The 14,698-nt window shown below is 36.9% G+C and carries 15 protein-coding genes; 6 read left to right on the top strand and 9 right to left on the bottom strand.

Annotated features, from left to right (window positions below):
- The first annotated feature begins 20 nt into the window (after positions 1–20).
- The 4 genes from IEV57_RS16555 to IEV57_RS16540 all read left to right on the top strand — a co-directional run bounded on the left by IEV57_RS16555 (position 21) and on the right by IEV57_RS16540 (position 2,837).
- Positions 21–1,190, top strand: coding sequence for a hypothetical protein (locus tag IEV57_RS16555; protein WP_188444162.1), 1,170 nt, complete (start codon positions 21–23; stop codon positions 1,188–1,190).
- 171 nt (positions 1,191–1,361) lie between these two features.
- Positions 1,362–2,138, top strand: coding sequence for a tRNA pseudouridine(38-40) synthase TruA (truA, locus tag IEV57_RS16550; protein WP_188444161.1), 777 nt, complete (start codon positions 1,362–1,364; stop codon positions 2,136–2,138).
- 187 nt (positions 2,139–2,325) lie between these two features.
- Entirely contained in the window at positions 2,326–2,583 is a 258-nt protein-coding gene (locus tag IEV57_RS16545) for a type II toxin-antitoxin system Phd/YefM family antitoxin (protein ID WP_188444160.1), read from the top strand.
- Positions 2,580–2,837: a Txe/YoeB family addiction module toxin gene (locus IEV57_RS16540; protein WP_188444159.1), complete on the top strand. Its 258-nt coding sequence runs from the start codon at positions 2,580–2,582 to the stop codon at positions 2,835–2,837. The genes IEV57_RS16545 and IEV57_RS16540 overlap by 4 nt, the downstream gene beginning before the upstream one ends.
- Positions 2,838–3,206: 369 nt before the next feature.
- Here IEV57_RS16540 and IEV57_RS16535 read toward each other — a convergent pair whose 3' ends face one another.
- From IEV57_RS16535 to IEV57_RS16495, 9 genes are all read right to left on the bottom strand, one after another.
- Complete coding sequence (locus tag IEV57_RS16535) at positions 3,207–3,848, bottom strand: DUF2911 domain-containing protein (protein WP_188444158.1); 642 nt, start codon at positions 3,846–3,848, stop codon at positions 3,207–3,209.
- A gap of 312 nt (positions 3,849–4,160) precedes the next feature.
- On the bottom strand, positions 4,161–4,976 hold the full coding sequence (locus tag IEV57_RS16530) for an enoyl-ACP reductase FabI (RefSeq protein WP_014771079.1): 816 nt from the start codon (positions 4,974–4,976) through the stop codon (positions 4,161–4,163).
- A gap of 115 nt (positions 4,977–5,091) precedes the next feature.
- Positions 5,092–6,744 carry a DNA repair protein RecN gene (gene recN, locus IEV57_RS16525; RefSeq protein ID WP_188444157.1) on the bottom strand — a complete coding sequence of 551 codons (1,653 nt, stop codon included), beginning with the start codon at positions 6,742–6,744 and terminating at the stop codon, positions 5,092–5,094.
- A 43-nt stretch (positions 6,745–6,787) separates the two neighbouring features.
- Positions 6,788–7,690 (bottom strand): type IX secretion system protein PorD, encoded by a 903-nt coding sequence (porD, locus tag IEV57_RS16520; RefSeq protein WP_188444156.1) that lies wholly within the window; start codon positions 7,688–7,690, stop codon positions 6,788–6,790.
- 41 nt (positions 7,691–7,731) lie between these two features.
- Entirely contained in the window at positions 7,732–8,940 is a 1,209-nt protein-coding gene (gene coaBC / locus IEV57_RS16515; protein ID WP_188444155.1) for a bifunctional phosphopantothenoylcysteine decarboxylase/phosphopantothenate--cysteine ligase CoaBC, read from the bottom strand.
- Positions 8,940–9,254 carry a DNA-directed RNA polymerase subunit omega gene (locus IEV57_RS16510; RefSeq protein WP_188444154.1) on the bottom strand — a complete coding sequence of 105 codons (315 nt, stop codon included), beginning with the start codon at positions 9,252–9,254 and terminating at the stop codon, positions 8,940–8,942. The genes coaBC and IEV57_RS16510 overlap by 1 nt, the downstream gene beginning before the upstream one ends.
- A 9-nt stretch (positions 9,255–9,263) precedes the next feature.
- A complete protein-coding gene (locus tag IEV57_RS16505; RefSeq protein ID WP_188444153.1) occupies positions 9,264–10,202 on the bottom strand; it encodes an outer membrane protein assembly factor BamD in 939 nt (312 codons plus the stop codon).
- 72 nt (positions 10,203–10,274) lie between these two features.
- Positions 10,275–10,985, bottom strand: a complete 711-nt coding sequence (locus tag IEV57_RS16500) for a T9SS type A sorting domain-containing protein (RefSeq protein ID WP_188444152.1) — start codon at positions 10,983–10,985, stop codon at positions 10,275–10,277.
- Positions 10,986–11,167: 182 nt separating this feature from the next.
- The gene (locus tag IEV57_RS16495; RefSeq protein ID WP_188444151.1) at positions 11,168–12,790 is read right to left on the bottom strand and encodes an OstA-like protein; all 1,623 of its coding nucleotides are present in this window, start codon (positions 12,788–12,790) and stop codon (positions 11,168–11,170) included.
- Between the two features lie 49 nt (positions 12,791–12,839).
- Here IEV57_RS16495 and tilS point away from each other — a divergent pair, with 49 nt between their 5' ends.
- Both tilS and IEV57_RS16485 read left to right on the top strand, forming a co-directional pair.
- Positions 12,840–14,162: a tRNA lysidine(34) synthetase TilS gene (gene tilS, locus IEV57_RS16490; RefSeq protein ID WP_188444150.1), complete on the top strand. Its 1,323-nt coding sequence runs from the start codon at positions 12,840–12,842 to the stop codon at positions 14,160–14,162.
- Positions 14,159–14,683, top strand: a complete 525-nt coding sequence (locus tag IEV57_RS16485; RefSeq protein WP_188444149.1) for a Crp/Fnr family transcriptional regulator — start codon at positions 14,159–14,161, stop codon at positions 14,681–14,683. Before tilS ends, IEV57_RS16485 begins: the two co-directional genes overlap by 4 nt.
- Positions 14,684–14,698: the final 15 nt, after the last annotated feature.

The following is a 14,698-nucleotide window of genomic DNA, read 5'->3' as shown; positions in this document are numbered from 1 at the left end:
GAATCATAACTAGGATATTAATGAATAAGACTCTTTTATACTTATTATTTCTAACCTTCACATTTTCATGTAGCCAAAACAACAATGAAGGAAAATCTACTCAAAATGGAAATTTAAAAAACATCACTCTTGAAAAGATAGATAGTATTCAAATAGAGTATTTAGGAAATCCGATTGTTCATGACATTCATCCTAAATCGAAGACAGTTTTGTTTATGGAGATTGAGGAGTTTTCAAATGACATTATGCTGGCCGATTTTGAGGGGAATATTATCAACTCTTTTTCAAAGTTTGGCGATGTGCCAGATGGATATGGGAAACTTTTGGCACCTTTACAAATCCTTGGAAAAGATGAATTTTTAGCTCTTGGATTGAAAGGATTTTCGATTTATGATTTTCTGGGCAATTTACATTCTCAGGTTAGGCTAAATGAAATTTACTTCCCCGATTTCAGAAGAATTGCTATGGGGCATACAATGTATAAATTGGGGAACAAACATTTGAACATAGAGGGAGGAACAAGAGATATTAATTATGATAAGATAAATCTTCATTCTGACATTTTTTTATTTAATTTACTTGATCCAAGTACTGGATTTAAAGAACCAATAATACAATTTCCCAAAACCAGTATTTATAAAAGTGGAAAGACGTTTTATCGACATGCTTGGTCTCCTGTATTTACAGTAGTGGAGAACCAAATTTTTGTGGCTTTTGGTGGGGAACCAGTGATTTATAAATATAGTGGAAAATCACCTTTTGAATTGATTTCAAGGATTCCGCTTAATCTAAAAGATTACAACTATTTCGAAGGGCAAAACAGTGAATATTTGGAACATGATTTTTTTGGATTATTTAAGGCTTCTGGAAGAATAGAGAATATTAAAAAATTTGAAGACAAGTTTATAGTTGCCTATTTTCAGGGATATGATGAAGTTGATAAAGAGTTTCACTTTGCCAAGAAAACACCTGGTGAATCGAAAGAATTAAGAGAGAGACTGGACGAAAAATATCCTTTTAGACTAGCAATTTTTGATAGTTTAGGGAATCTATTAAATGATTTTGTACCAGAAGATTATGATCCAACTAGTATGCTTTTAAGAGAAGGGCAACTTTGGGTTAAGGAAAAGCCTGATCCTAATATTGAGAAGGAATATTTTAGATTGTATAGATTGGGGCTTAAAGATTAATAATTTTATGAATAAGGTATTTATTAGGTTGATTTAAACGCTTAATCTACTAATATTAAGTCAATGAATTTATTTCCTTTAATCTATCTCCTATTCCCAAGAGAATATATCTGCCTTTACTATGAGTTTTGAATTTTGGTTTCTGTAATTTTCGGCATCAACTCAACTTCAATGCAAAACAAACCCTTCACCTACCTTTTTTATATCCAATACCTAGGCCTTCGCTATCATGGCTGGCAGAAGCAGCCTGGTTTGAAAACGATCCAAGGGAAATTGGAAAAGGTTTTTAGGTATGTACTTGGTCATGAAGAATTCAATATTTTAAGTGCTGGAAGAACAGACTCGGGAGTTTCCTGCCACCGAGGAGCCTTCGAACTCTTTCATATTTCAGAGATTGACTTGGAGGATTTCATCAACCAAGTCAACGAAAATCTCCCCGATGATATCAGGTTGTTGGAGGGAAAGCGAGTTTCCTTAGATTTCAATATAATTCAGGATGTTATTGCGAAAGAATATCGATACTACTTTTCAACAGGGGAAAAGTTTCACCCCTTTGCAGCTGGGAATTTGACATACTTTATAGGGGAACTTGATATTGATTCGATGAAAGCTGCAGCTGCTGTTTTTGTTGGCGAGCATGATTTCCGAAGATTCTGTGCCAAGCATAAGCAATCTGATAACTACCGCAGACAGATTTTTGAGTCTGAGATTTTGGAAGATAACTTGTTACTGGCTGATGGGTCAAGTCTAAAAAGATATTGCTACAGGGTAAAAGGAAAAGGCTTTCTGATGCACCAAGTTAGACTGATGATGGGGAGTTTACTGGAAGTGGGAAAAGGAATCATCACCAAAGCAGACATTCAAGAAGCTTTAAAAAGCCAAGAGACAAGTCCTTTGAGTGGAAAAGTTCCTGCCAATGGATTGGTCTTATATGATGTGGAGTTTTAATGGCAATATATAGTTCTTGATTTTGCTTGAATCTGGAAATTTAGCATATCAAAATATGCACTCAGGCATACCTTTCTGAGACCTTGTGCGCTAACTCAAAAAGTGGTTTTGTAGCTGGAAATATTAAGGTTAAAATTGCCAAAATGATATTATGTACATATATTTGTACTAAATTAAATACAATATTATGCAAATTACAACTGTCTCAGAGTTTAGAAAGGACATTAAGACTTATTTGGATAGAGTTGCAAAAAACTTTGAAACTTTGATTATAAATCGTGGTAAAGATTCTGGAATTGTAGTCATGTCTCTGCAAGAGTACAATTCTCTTATGGCCACAAATCACGAATTATCTTCTCGAAAAAATGAACTAAGATTAGACGCTGCAATTGATAAACTAAAGAAAGGAGAAGCTTTTAATAATGACTTAATTGAAATTAAATGAAGTATATTTTTGTAGATGAGTCTTGGGAAGATTATTTGTATTGGCAAAAAACCGACAAGAATAAGCTCAAGAAAATAAATGAACTTTTAAAAGATATTGCGCGAAACCCTTTTGATGGAATTGGAAAACCTGAGCCTTTGAAACATAAGTACGCTGGATTTTGGTCTAGACGGATTGATAGCGAACATAGACTTATTTACCAATATAGAGAAGGTGAAATATTAATTGCAAAATGCCGATTTCATTATGACTAGAGTAAAAACATTAGGGTGAGAATTTTAATGGCACATTAAATCTTTGCGATTTTAGGTGAATTTTCTGTAATGAAATTTACAATTATTTCTCCAAATAAGAAAAGCTACCCAAAAGGGGCTTTAGCCCTGTGATCTTCCTAGAAAAACAAATGAAATTTATTCATTGTAGGGGCGTAGCCCTGACATCTTTTTGGTCCATCAAAGAATAATTCTTTAGCAAAAAATAGATTACAGGGCTACGCCCCATGTTTCACCTATATTCAATTTTTCTGCGAAGATATATGGACTACGTCTCTAGTTTTAGATAGAAATGATTTATAAAGATTTTACCCCAAAAAATAAAAGCTGCCCTTTCGGACAGCTTTGAGATTATTTGATACTGAATGGCACGCTTACTTTGATTTGATCCCAACTGAGGGAGATGACTCCTTCAGTGTCTGAGACTTTTTCAACTTCGTAGGTTAATCGCTGTACTTCATTATCTAGTTGGATTGGCTTGACGCTTACCCTTACCAGATCATCTGCTTCATCATATTCGTCTGCCAAATGTTGGTCATAATGCTTATTGATAATCAATGTCCATTCCTCTCTTCCGGGGATGGTAAAGAATCCATACATCCCAGCAGGTACTTCGACATCATTGATAACTACAACTTCTGAAAATGTCACTGCTGTGGCCCAGTGCGAACCACTGACCCATACTTGATCATAAGATACCAATCCATTCCAGATTACACGTCCTCTTTTTCCTGGAGAACCATAATTGATCGTGACAGTAGCATCACCAATGGAGCCAATAGCTTCTCTTCTAGCACTGCCTTTGAAGGTATCTTCTACCAAACCCGCATTTACACTGTCAGCATAGGCTGTTTTTTCAAGTGTATGTTCTTTTTCCAAATTTGAAAGTTCTTCCGTGTCCGCTTCAAGGGTAACTTCAGCAACTTCTTTTGTTTCTCCACCACAAGAGAATAATAAAGTGGCGGAAAGTATGGTAATGAGTGTTTTTTTCATGCTTTTAAATAGATATGAGACGTGAGACATGAGATTCAAGACATAAGAAAGTGAGATGGATTATTTTTGTATCAAGTACGATGTACCAAGTACCAAGAACTGAGGATTGTAAGGGTATGATTTTCAGGAAGGCTTCCAATCCAGATATTTATGACAAACGCTAAATCTTGCGCAAGCCAATCCCGATACTCGGGACAAGCTTTTCCAACTTTGAAACCTGCCACGGCGGACAAGCTATTCTAACCTTTCAACAATTTCTCAATTTTTCAACTTTTCAATTTTCCAACCTTCGAACCTTTTAACGGTTCGACCTCATTCCCCAGTCAATCCTTCCATCAATTCTTCAGATATTCCTGTTGTAGAATATCCTCCGTCGTGGAATAGGTTCTGCATGGTCACGTATCTGGTAAAGTCTGAGAACATGGTGATGATGTAATCTGCGCAAGCTTCTGCTGAAGCATTGCCAAGTGGAGACATCTTGTCTGCAAAGTTGTAGAAAGTATCAAAACCTCCGATTCCTGTTCCAGCTGTTGTTTTGGTTGGAGATTGAGAGATGGTGTTGACTCTTACTTTTTTCAACTTGCCATATCTGTAGCCATATCCTCTAGCGATGCTTTCCAAAAGTGCTTTGGCATCAGCCATATCTGTGTAGAAAGGATATACTCTCTGCGCAGCAATATAAGAAAGGCCCATGATGGAACCCCATTCGTTCATCACATCCATTTTCTCAGATATCTGCATCATCTTATGGAATGAAATAGCAGAAACATCATAAGATTTGTTAGCCCAATCGTAATTCAGGTCACCGTAAGATCTTCCTTTTCGAATGTTTGGCGACATGCCAATGGAGTGAAGCAAAAAGTCAAAATTTCCACCTAAATATTCCTTTGCCTCGGTATAAAGTTTTTCGATATCTTCCAAAGAAGTCGCATCAGCAGGAATGACAATCGTACCGCACTCCTGTGCCAATTCGTTGATTGCGCCCATTCTCATGGCGATAGGAGCATTGGTCAATACAAATTTAGCTCCTTGTTCGTGCGCTTTGAGGGCTGTTTTCCAAGCAATTGAATTTTCATCCAAAGCACCGGTGATGATACCGACTTTTCCTTTTAGTAGATTCTCAGGCATAATATTTTTGTTTGTTTTTTACGAATTTGAAGAGGTAAAAATACAGAAAAATTTGAGACGATTGTTGATCTTTTATGGTTTAGATGGCTTTAATCAAATTGAAAGTAGGTTCAATCTAATTTTTTAGCAATTCCCGTGCACTTTCAAATGCGCTTTCGGAAGGGTTAGAACCCGCAATCATCTTGGCAATTTCTGTGATGCGTTCCGTGTTTTCAAGCAGACGGATTTTAGAAATTGTTCTTGCCGAACTGTTGTCCTTGTACACAAAATAATGTTGATCTCCCTTGGCTGCAACTTGTGGCAAATGACTGATACAGACCACTTGGTGGTTTTTAGCAATTTGTTGCATCATGCGAACCATCTGCAAGGCCACTTCACCAGAAACTCCGGTATCAATTTCATCAAAAATCAAAGTCGGCAAAGCCATCTTGTCTGCCATGATATACTTGATACCAAAGATCAACCTTGAAAACTCCCCACCAGAAGCCACCTGCTTCAAAGCTTGTGGTTTCACACCTTTGTTGGCTGAGAAAAGTAAGTCGATCTGATCTATGCCATGCTTGCTAGGAGCAATCAATTGATGGGAGAATTCCACTTGAGCATTTTCCATTCCCAACTGCACAAGCAGAGATATCAGTTCCTTGGAAAATGCTTGAAATCCTGTTTTCCGTTTTTTACTGAGCAGCGCTCCTTTTTCTAATAGTGACTTGTGGGCGGCATGCATTTCAGATTTCAAGTCTTCCAATTGTTCATCCAAATTCTCTATCTGAAAGGCTTTTTCAGCCAATTCTTTCTCTAAAGTGATTAGCCCATCTACGGAATCCAAACCATGTTTTTGTTGGAGTTGGTAGATCTTGCTCAAGCGTTCTCTAGTGGCTTCAAGTTTTTCGAAGTCTACTTCGACTTTACTGTCTTCGTCTTCTAGACTTTCGGCGATATCTTTAAGTTCTATTAAAATGCTTTGGAATCGTTCTTTGAAAGGGTCGAATTTTTGGGCAAATTTCCCTAGTTGCTGAATGCCAAGATTTGCTTGACTTAGGATATTCAATCCTCCAAACTGCTCATCCTGAAGTTGAACAAGGATTTCTTGAATTTTGCTTTTGATCTCTTCGGCATTTTCGAGGATTTCCTGGTCACTTTCCAATTCTTCTTGTTCCCCGGATTTTAAACTTAGGGAACTCAATTCCTCAAGTTGAAATTGATTGAAGTCAGCTTCTTTCTTTAGTTCTAAAGCTTGTTCAGCTAATTTTTCGTAAGCTCTTTTTGCTTTTTGATAGCCTGAATAGGCTTGTGAATAGGAAGTGAATTCCTGTTGAGATTGAGTGTAGGCATCGATCAAGTCCAGTTGGTATTCTCCTTCACCTAGTTGCAAACTGTCGTGTTGAGAGTGAACATCCATCAAGGATTTTCCGAGTTCTTTGAGGATTTCTAATCTGACAGGCGTATCATTGATAAATGCACGAGATTTTCCATTTGGGCTGATTTCTCTGCGGATGATACAGACTTCTTCGAAGTCTAAGTCTTCACTTTCGAATAAATCTTGCAGTTTGTAATTTTTAATATCAAAGACACCTTCTACGATACATTTTTTTTCTTCGTTAAAAAGTGCTTTGGTATCGGCTCTATTTCCCAAAAGTAATCCAACCGCTCCGAGCATAATGGATTTTCCTGCCCCGGTCTCTCCTGTAATCATATTTAGAGAAGCACAAGGTTCCATCTCAAGTGATTGAATCAAAGCGTAATTGGCTATGCTAAGGCTTTTGAGCATGAATTTTTAAATTTTTTAATGATGCAAAACTAAGAAAATGAAATCAACCTTTCAGTAGGTCATTGTATTTTCTAGCATTATTTGGATCCACTTTCAACAAGAGTTCCACCGCTTCTGTTCGAATTTCCAAAGGAGCATTTTTGAAAATCTTGCTGATTTCATCTCCTTTTGCATCCATAAATGAGATAGTAAAAATACTGTTTGGCTGAGCGGTATTGGCTTCTTCGACCTTTTTGATGGCTTCAAGCATATTTTTGTAAGCTTCATTAGGGTCTTTATTCAGCAAATCCATGCCTTTTCGATGATAAAGGTAGATGGCTTCTCGAATCGGAGCGAATACCGAAGAAGTATAAATATCGTTGATCAGCCAATAGCGATTCCTTCTATCAGTCGGACTTTGATTCCATCCTGGACGATTTGACTGTTGGGCATTATTGACGATGCCATTTGCTATTTCAAAATATGGGTCTCCTCCTCTCAAAGTAAAAGAATCGTAATCAATGCCTAAGGCCATATTAGCATAGTAGGCTAGGAGAGAGCTGATGTTGTTAAGGTATGAAAATCGGTTGAATTCAAGTGGCTGATTTTGAAGAAATTCGAAAGTCCAGTTTCTATCAATAAAATTGAAAGTCATGCTCTCGTAATTCGTGCCATAGATAGGTCTTACAACTTGCACCTGAACAGTAGCATTGTAAAAACCAACCTGAGGCATGTCATTGATCGTGATGAGCATACTTCCTTTGATCCTTTCGATGGGTCTGAACTCGTCATTTGTCCAATTTCTACCATTTAAGTATTGTTCAAATGTCGTCTTCATATCTTCAAAGACATCTTTTTCTTGTGTTCTTGCTCTATCTGAATTGATAATCACTTGGAAATTCAATTCTTGAGAAAAAACGAAAAGTGGGGAAAGAATAAGAATGGTAAGGAAAATGAATTTTTTCATATCGATCTTTTATTGATCTAAAGATAACGATAAAAATATGTTTAGATTTCGACAGGAAGATTTTTAATACCCTTCAGAATCAAATCTGCGATTTGTGCTTTTGGTAAAACCTCTGAAGTTTGCTCGGATCCAGATTTAGAGAAAAGAGTAACTTTGTTGGTGTCAAGCTGAAAGCCTGCACCAGCCTCTTTCATAGAATTGAGTACAATCAAGTCGAAGTTTTTCTTCTTTAATTTTTCTTTAGCATGAAATGCTTCATTCTCCGTCTCGAGAGCAAAGCCAACATGGATTTGATGTGCTTTTTTCTCCTGACCTAATGCAGCTGCAATATCCACATTCCTCACCAACTCAATAGTCATCCCTTCCCCTGCTTTTTTGATTTTCTCTTTCGCAATTTCTTTGGGAGCATAATCTGCTACAGCTGCCGCAAAGACACAAATATTCATTTTTTGATGAAGATTTCGCGAAGCTTCATACATTTCAGAAGCACTTTTGACTGGATAAATATGGATATTAGAATGATCTGGTTTGATTGAGCCATGACCTAAGACTACATGCACTTCTGCACCTTGACTGGCAAAAGCTTCTGCTAAAGCAGCGCCCATCTTTCCACTTGAGTGGTTACTGATAAAACGAACTGGGTCTATAGCTTCTTGGGTTGGACCAGAAGTAATTAGGACTTGCTTACCTTTAAAGGTTTGCTTTGCTGAAAAATGATTCAACACATTTTCCAGGATGTGTTCAGGCTCCATTAATCTGCCTTGACCGGAAAGTCCGCTTGCAAGTTCTCCAGCCTCAGCATCAAGAATAAGGTTACCAAAGCTAGCTACTAAGGATAGATTTTTTCTTACTGATGGATGTTGATACATGTCTAAGTCCATTGCTGGAGCTATCATCACAGGACATCGGGCAGATAAATAGGTTGCTGTAAGTAGGCTATCGCAAATACCATTTGCAAATTTGGCCAAGGTATTGGCGGAAATGGGTGCTACTAAAAATAAATCAGCCCAAAGGCCTAGTTCGACATGATTGGTCCATACCCCATTTTCATCTGAGTGAAACTTATGATGAACAGGGTTTTTGGAAAGTGTAGCTAATGTCAATGGGGTTATAAAATCAAGAGCAGAGGTACTCATGATGATTTGTACCTCTGCTCCTTCTTTTACTAATAAACGTGTCAAATGGGCACTTTTGTAAGCAGCAATACTGCCTGTTACGCCCAGTAGGATTCGTTTACCTTTTAATTTCATTATCCTTCGATATCAAGATCTGGATGACGAGAGTAGATTTTTCCTTCTACAAACTCTTCCATTGCCAAAGTAGATGGTTTTGGCATTCTTTCATAGAACTTAGAAATTTCGATCTGCTCTTTGTTTTCAAAAACCTCTTCAAGGTTATCTACCGTAGATGCAAATTCAGAAAGTTTGCTATTGAGCTCTTCTTTCATTGTAGAAGAAATCTGCTTTGCTCTTTGGCCGATAACATGAATAGACTCATACAGGTTGCCAGTTGGTGCTGCAATTTTTTCTAAGTCTCTTGTGATGATAGATGGATTAACTGCCATGTTTATATATTAATTATTGTTTTCTGTAATTGGGATTGATTTAATGATTTCACCTTCTGGGGAAACTGCTTTTTCTTCTGCTTCAAGTTTGGCTTTTGCCATTCTCTCTTCAAAATCTTTCTTTATTGTCAAATGTGCGTTGTATTCTCTTGTCGCACTCAATACGATGGTTTCAACTTTTCCTAAATATTTGCTACTTGGATATTTCCTTTTGAATTGCTCCGCAAAAGCAAATGATTCCTTCAGACGTTCTTCTTTTTTGTCAAAAACACTTCTCTCTCCATATGCAGCTGATACTTCAACGAGTTTAAATGCGAGCTCTTCATTGTATTTGCTATCTGGATAACTTTTGGCGAAGTTCTGAAAATTGATAATGCAGGCTTTATAAAAATCACCAGGATATAGTCCTTCTGTTAATCTCAAGTACATGGAGGATTCTTGATATGCCTTCTCTTCGAATCTTTTTTGCAAATCATCAATCATGGCCATCGCTCTTTCGTAAGAATCTGACTCAGGGAATTTGTTGATGAAAAGCTGAATGGCATTCACAGCATCTCTGCTACTTCTTTGATCTAGATTGTAATCTGGAGAATCTAAGTAAAGAGAGTAGGCATTCATAAACATGGCTTCTTCTGCCATCGGACTTCTATTATAAGTCTGATAGAATGTGTTGAAGTAACCTGCTGCTTCTATGTATCTTTTGGTTCTGAAATGACAATAAGCGTAATTAAAATCAGCTAATTCTGCCCTTTCACTTCCTCTGATTACAGGGAGTACCTTGTCATAAAGTATAATTGCTTTATTGTACTCACCTTTTTCATAGTAGCTATTTGCCGCTTCATATAACTCTTCCCAATTGGTGCTTTTTTCCAGCTTGTAGAAGCTACCGCAAGAGGAAATCAGTATCAATAAAAGAAAGGGTAAAATATAATGGAGGGATTTTTTCATAATTTTCAAGGTGCAAATATAAGGGAATATTAATTTGTATCAAACTTAGGATGAACACCTAAGTGCTTGGTATTATTCGACAACGAGTTTTTTGGTAACTATATTTTTATTGTCTACAAATAAAGTGTAAAAATAAACACCTGGTCTTAGGTCTTCTACGTTCATTACCAATGTTTTTTGTCTTGGGTCAAGTCTGAATTCTGCCACTGGATTGCCAATAAAGCTATTGATGCTTATTTTGGCCGCAGCTCTGGGGTTTTTGAAATTATAATCAATTTGAGCAATGCGATTGCTTGGATTGGGATAGACACTTCCTATTGAAATATCTTTGTGATCCACTTCATTTTCATCATTGCTTGGATTTGAAACACTATAAATAGCGTCTATCACAAATAAATCTCTGTTATTTTCAGGGTTGATGAAATGTAATTCAAAATTCCCTTTCGTTTCAACTATCCCAAACTCTAGTTCTAGATATAAATCTGTGACAATCTCACCTGGTTTTAAAATTAGTTTAACTTTAGAAAGTTCTTTCCTCGGATCAAAACAAGTATCTCCAACGCAAATTTTAATGTTTTGAGAAGTTCCAATATTACCTCTCAGAAACCTTAAATTGTATTCTTTTCGTTGATTACTTTCGTTTTGGAGGATAAGTGATTTTCTTTGAGCCGCGCCAATTTTTCCATTAAATTCAATATTTTCTGACAACACGCGTACCTGTGCTTCTGAATGAACAGGAAGCAACAAGATGAAACATGTGCATATGAAAAATAAAGATTTCATGTAAAATTTTATCTATAAGCCTTTTGAATAATTGATAACACTAATTTCTAATACGTATAAATTTACCTAATAGGTTTGAGCATCAAAAGGATTAGGGGTTAAATTTTGTTAACCAAAATAAAATTTTTTAAAAAAGCTTACGTTCCTCGAAATTTGATCGTCTTTGAAAAAGATTTAGCCCACTATTTAATCTTATTTTTCAACCTTTCTTCAATGGATTTTTGGATTTCCTCGTCTGTTGGAATCGGAATGTTGACCTCAGGGATGTTGAAAAGATTTTCATCAAATCTTTTTCTTGATCTTGGAGTTCGCCATGCATATATAATCTCCATAGTGGGTTTCTCCTCTTCCCTCCATATAAAACCCTCTAATTGCTTATTTTCTTCCTTCAGCATATGCGGCGGAGTGAATTGGCCCTCAGGCTTGATCAAATAGTTTATTTTATGGACATTTCCTTCTTCAAAAAACATAATCATGTTGGCACAGATACTTTTATTTACACCTCGTAAAGTGCTGTCATTGAGTAGGTTGAAATAGAGAGATTCTCCATTTCCTGTAACATCGAGCCGTTGGATTTCCCCATCTTTAAAAGTCCCTATCATTTTCCGCCCTTTCAATTGATTAAAATTCCCAAGTGTGTCTCTCGTGACATTGAAGGCTTTCTGAGTTAAAAAAACCTTATCTAATTCTTCATTTGCTATCAAAATCCTAATGCTGTCAGCGGTAATTTGGCTTTTGTCATTCCATATTATTGGATCTTGGTACAAGTGAATTGTGGAGTCTGAATAAATATATGTTAAGGAATCTGCGCGACCGGCTAACTCAGATTTGATCAATCTTACATTATAAAAGGCTTGAAGAAATCTCTCTGTCTCCAATTCGCTATCCTGCGAAATCAAAGTGTCAGCAATCATAAACATGGTGTCGAGCTCAAAGTATTTTTGGACCAGAGCATTTCCATATACTTTACTATATTTTCTGTCTTCCCAATATTTGCCTTCTTCTCCAAAAATCTCGATTTCTCGCTCTTTATTGTAGACGCTCACATCCCCTCGGCCTTCATAATACTTTTGATTTTCATCATAATAGAGATTCTCCGCATAGACAAGCGAAGTTTCTGTCTCCACTTCACCATCGTAAAATCTAAAAAGTTTGTTTTCGGTATCGTAAAAGCTCCCTTTTTGTGCATTCAGTTTGTTTCCTTCAGCTGAGACAATATTAGTCAAGCCAACCGTTTCAGCTGTTTTTGGGATGGTTCTGTAAATCAAAAAGTTTGTTTTGAGTGTGTAGTCAGGATTGACCAAAATCACATTATCAGTAAAAGTGATTTTCTCAATTGATGTTTCATAAATGCCATTAGAACTTGTTAGTACGTTTGTACTATCGACCACTTTTCCGTCATTGAAATAATTGGCAATGCCAGTTTCTCGGTTATAATCCAAAAACTCTGTGTACAAAGTGGTAGACTCGTTTTTGAAGACGACCCGATTTCTCAATTTCGCAATTCTTGTGTTGCCATCATATTCGGCATATCTGCTTGTGGTAACCACGGGATCTTTTTGATCAACAATTCTAACATTACCAAAAAGTTTGGCTTTATTTTCTGTTTCGTAAAAGTAAGCAGAGTCACAGTAAATCAATGAATTTTGATGTCTCATGACAGTATTTCCTATCAAGCGCTGAAATCCTGAACTCCCGATCAGACGATCAGCCTTTTGGATTTCGAGCATGGTTTCTTGTTGTGCGAAAGTGGTGCTTGAAAAAAGAAGGAAAAGAAGGAAAATAATTCCGCTGTTTTTGATCATTTGATTAAGAGTCGACGACAAAATTAAGCAAAAATGGTATTTTTGAGTTATGGTTGACCATTTTATCCAACATATACGAGCAAAAAATCTTTTTGATGTAAGTAAACGCTATTTGCTGGCCATCAGTGGCGGGGTAGACAGTGTTTGCTTGGGACATTTGCTTCATGCTGCGGGAATTCAGTTTTCTTTAGCGCATTATAATTTTAAGCTTCGTGATCAGGAAAGTGATGGAGATGAAGTCTTTGTTAGGGAGATGGCAAGATTTTGGAATGTGTCGCTCTTTATTGAGCACGCCAATCCAAGTGATTTTGAAAAATCGGGAAAGTCTGTACAGATGGTCGCTCGTGATCTTCGCTATCAATGGTTTGGGAAGTTGATGAAAGAAGGGTTTTATGCCGGAGTCATTGTAGCACATCATTTTGAGGATCAGCTGGAGACGGTTTTATTGAATCTACTCAGAGGAACAGGTATCGAGGGTATTTATGGTATGGCAGAGAAGCGGGATTATTTGATTCGTCCAATGCTTTCCTTTAGTAGAGCAGAGATAGAGAAATTTATGGTGGATAATAAATTTCATTGGAGAATCGACAGCAGCAATGAAAAGAATATCTATAAGAGAAATTTTTTGAGGAATGAAATACTTCCGCAACTCCAATCGGGTTTTCCTGATGCTTTGCAAACGCTTGGCGACAGTTTTCAAAGATTGAAAGATACGGGAAAGGCATTTTTCCATTTGTTTACCTTATGGAAAGTAGAGAACATCATCGAGGAAGGTGCGTTTCAATATTTGAGAATCGCTGCTGTGGCCAATTTATCCGGAAAGCATTCCATGGTTTATTATTGGTTGCGGGATTATGGGTTTGGCTATCCTGATGTGGTAGAAATCTTAAATTCAATCCCCAAAGGTGAATCAGGAAAGTCTTTCTATGCAGGCAAATACATGGTCAACTTGGATAGGGATATGATTATTCTTGGAGAATATGACCTGAAGGAGGAAGAAAAGCTATTGGATGATACTTCCATTGCTTTGCAATTGCAATCTGGAAGTTATGATATTTTGCATTTGCCTAGCCCCGTGGAAGTTGACAGAAATACAGAAAATGCTATGTTGGATTTTGATAAACTTGATTATCCATTGACCATCAGGAGTTGGGAGCTTGGAGATAAATTTATGCCTTTGGGTATGAAAAATGATAAGAAAGTTTCCGATCTTTTGATAGATTTAAAAGTCCCTTTGATTCAAAAAAAATCTGTTTCAGTGCTTTGTTCGAAGGGAGAAATAGCTTGGGTAATTGGGTACAGGATTAGCGAGCAGTTCAAGTGTGATTTGAGTACCAAAAAAGTTTTATACTTCAAAAAAAGAAAATCATGATCAATCCATTTTCAAAGACATTCACAGCATCAGAACTTGCGATTTTTGAATTTCTTTCTCAAGTGAAGTTTTTTGAGAGACTCAAGCATTCAGAGATGGCGCGGTTTCTCCCGACTATTCACAACAGGAAATATGTCAAAGACGAGGTAGTTTTCTTTAGAAATGATCCTAGCCAAGCACTTTATATCCTGCGAAGAGGGCATGTGAGGCTAACCGTGGATGTGCTCGATACTTTTGAAACTATACTTGATGTGGGAAAGGGAGGAGCTTTTGGAGAGAATTCACTTTTGGAGAACACGAAGAGAATATACACAGCGATTGTGGATTCTGAAGAAGCTGAACTCTTGGTGATTCCACATTTCTCCGTACAGGAGATTTTTGAATCCCATCCAAAGATCAAAGCCAAAATGATGACTTCTTTATCAGAGTTTTATAATCAAAACAATCAGAAACTATTCAAGTCCTATCAAAATTCCTTTGGCTTTTTCAATTTGGCACAGATGTTTGATAATGAATCGTGAGTATTGTCTCAACCA

This window comes from Belliella aquatica, assembly GCF_014637795.1.
Taxonomy (GTDB): domain Bacteria; phylum Bacteroidota; class Bacteroidia; order Cytophagales; family Cyclobacteriaceae; genus Belliella; species Belliella aquatica.
The sequence above is the reverse complement of the archived record's forward strand: the minus strand, read 5'-3'. Positions and strand labels throughout refer to the sequence as shown.

What these genes read in the sequence shown, in the direction of transcription:
- IEV57_RS16555 (WP_188444162.1), top strand. Translation starts at nt 21, where the DNA reads ATGAATAAGACTCTTTTATACTTATTATTTCTAACCTTCACATTTTCA.
- truA (WP_188444161.1), top strand. Translation starts at nt 1,362, where the DNA reads ATGCAAAACAAACCCTTCACCTACCTTTTTTATATCCAATACCTAGGC.
- IEV57_RS16545 (WP_188444160.1), top strand. Translation starts at nt 2,326, where the DNA reads ATGCAAATTACAACTGTCTCAGAGTTTAGAAAGGACATTAAGACTTAT.
- IEV57_RS16540 (WP_188444159.1), top strand. Translation starts at nt 2,580, where the DNA reads ATGAAGTATATTTTTGTAGATGAGTCTTGGGAAGATTATTTGTATTGG.
- IEV57_RS16535 (WP_188444158.1), bottom strand. Translation starts at nt 3,848, where the DNA reads ATGAAAAAAACACTCATTACCATACTTTCCGCCACTTTATTATTCTCT.
- IEV57_RS16530 (WP_014771079.1), bottom strand. Translation starts at nt 4,976, where the DNA reads ATGCCTGAGAATCTACTAAAAGGAAAAGTCGGTATCATCACCGGTGCT.
- recN (WP_188444157.1), bottom strand. Translation starts at nt 6,744, where the DNA reads ATGCTCAAAAGCCTTAGCATAGCCAATTACGCTTTGATTCAATCACTT.
- porD (WP_188444156.1), bottom strand. Translation starts at nt 7,690, where the DNA reads ATGAAAAAATTCATTTTCCTTACCATTCTTATTCTTTCCCCACTTTTC.
- coaBC (WP_188444155.1), bottom strand. Translation starts at nt 8,940, where the DNA reads ATGAAATTAAAAGGTAAACGAATCCTACTGGGCGTAACAGGCAGTATT.
- IEV57_RS16510 (WP_188444154.1), bottom strand. Translation starts at nt 9,254, where the DNA reads ATGGCAGTTAATCCATCTATCATCACAAGAGACTTAGAAAAAATTGCA.
- IEV57_RS16505 (WP_188444153.1), bottom strand. Translation starts at nt 10,202, where the DNA reads ATGAAAAAATCCCTCCATTATATTTTACCCTTTCTTTTATTGATACTG.
- IEV57_RS16500 (WP_188444152.1), bottom strand. Translation starts at nt 10,985, where the DNA reads ATGAAATCTTTATTTTTCATATGCACATGTTTCATCTTGTTGCTTCCT.
- IEV57_RS16495 (WP_188444151.1), bottom strand. Translation starts at nt 12,790, where the DNA reads ATGATCAAAAACAGCGGAATTATTTTCCTTCTTTTCCTTCTTTTTTCA.
- tilS (WP_188444150.1), top strand. Translation starts at nt 12,840, where the DNA reads ATGGTTGACCATTTTATCCAACATATACGAGCAAAAAATCTTTTTGAT.
- IEV57_RS16485 (WP_188444149.1), top strand. Translation starts at nt 14,159, where the DNA reads ATGATCAATCCATTTTCAAAGACATTCACAGCATCAGAACTTGCGATT.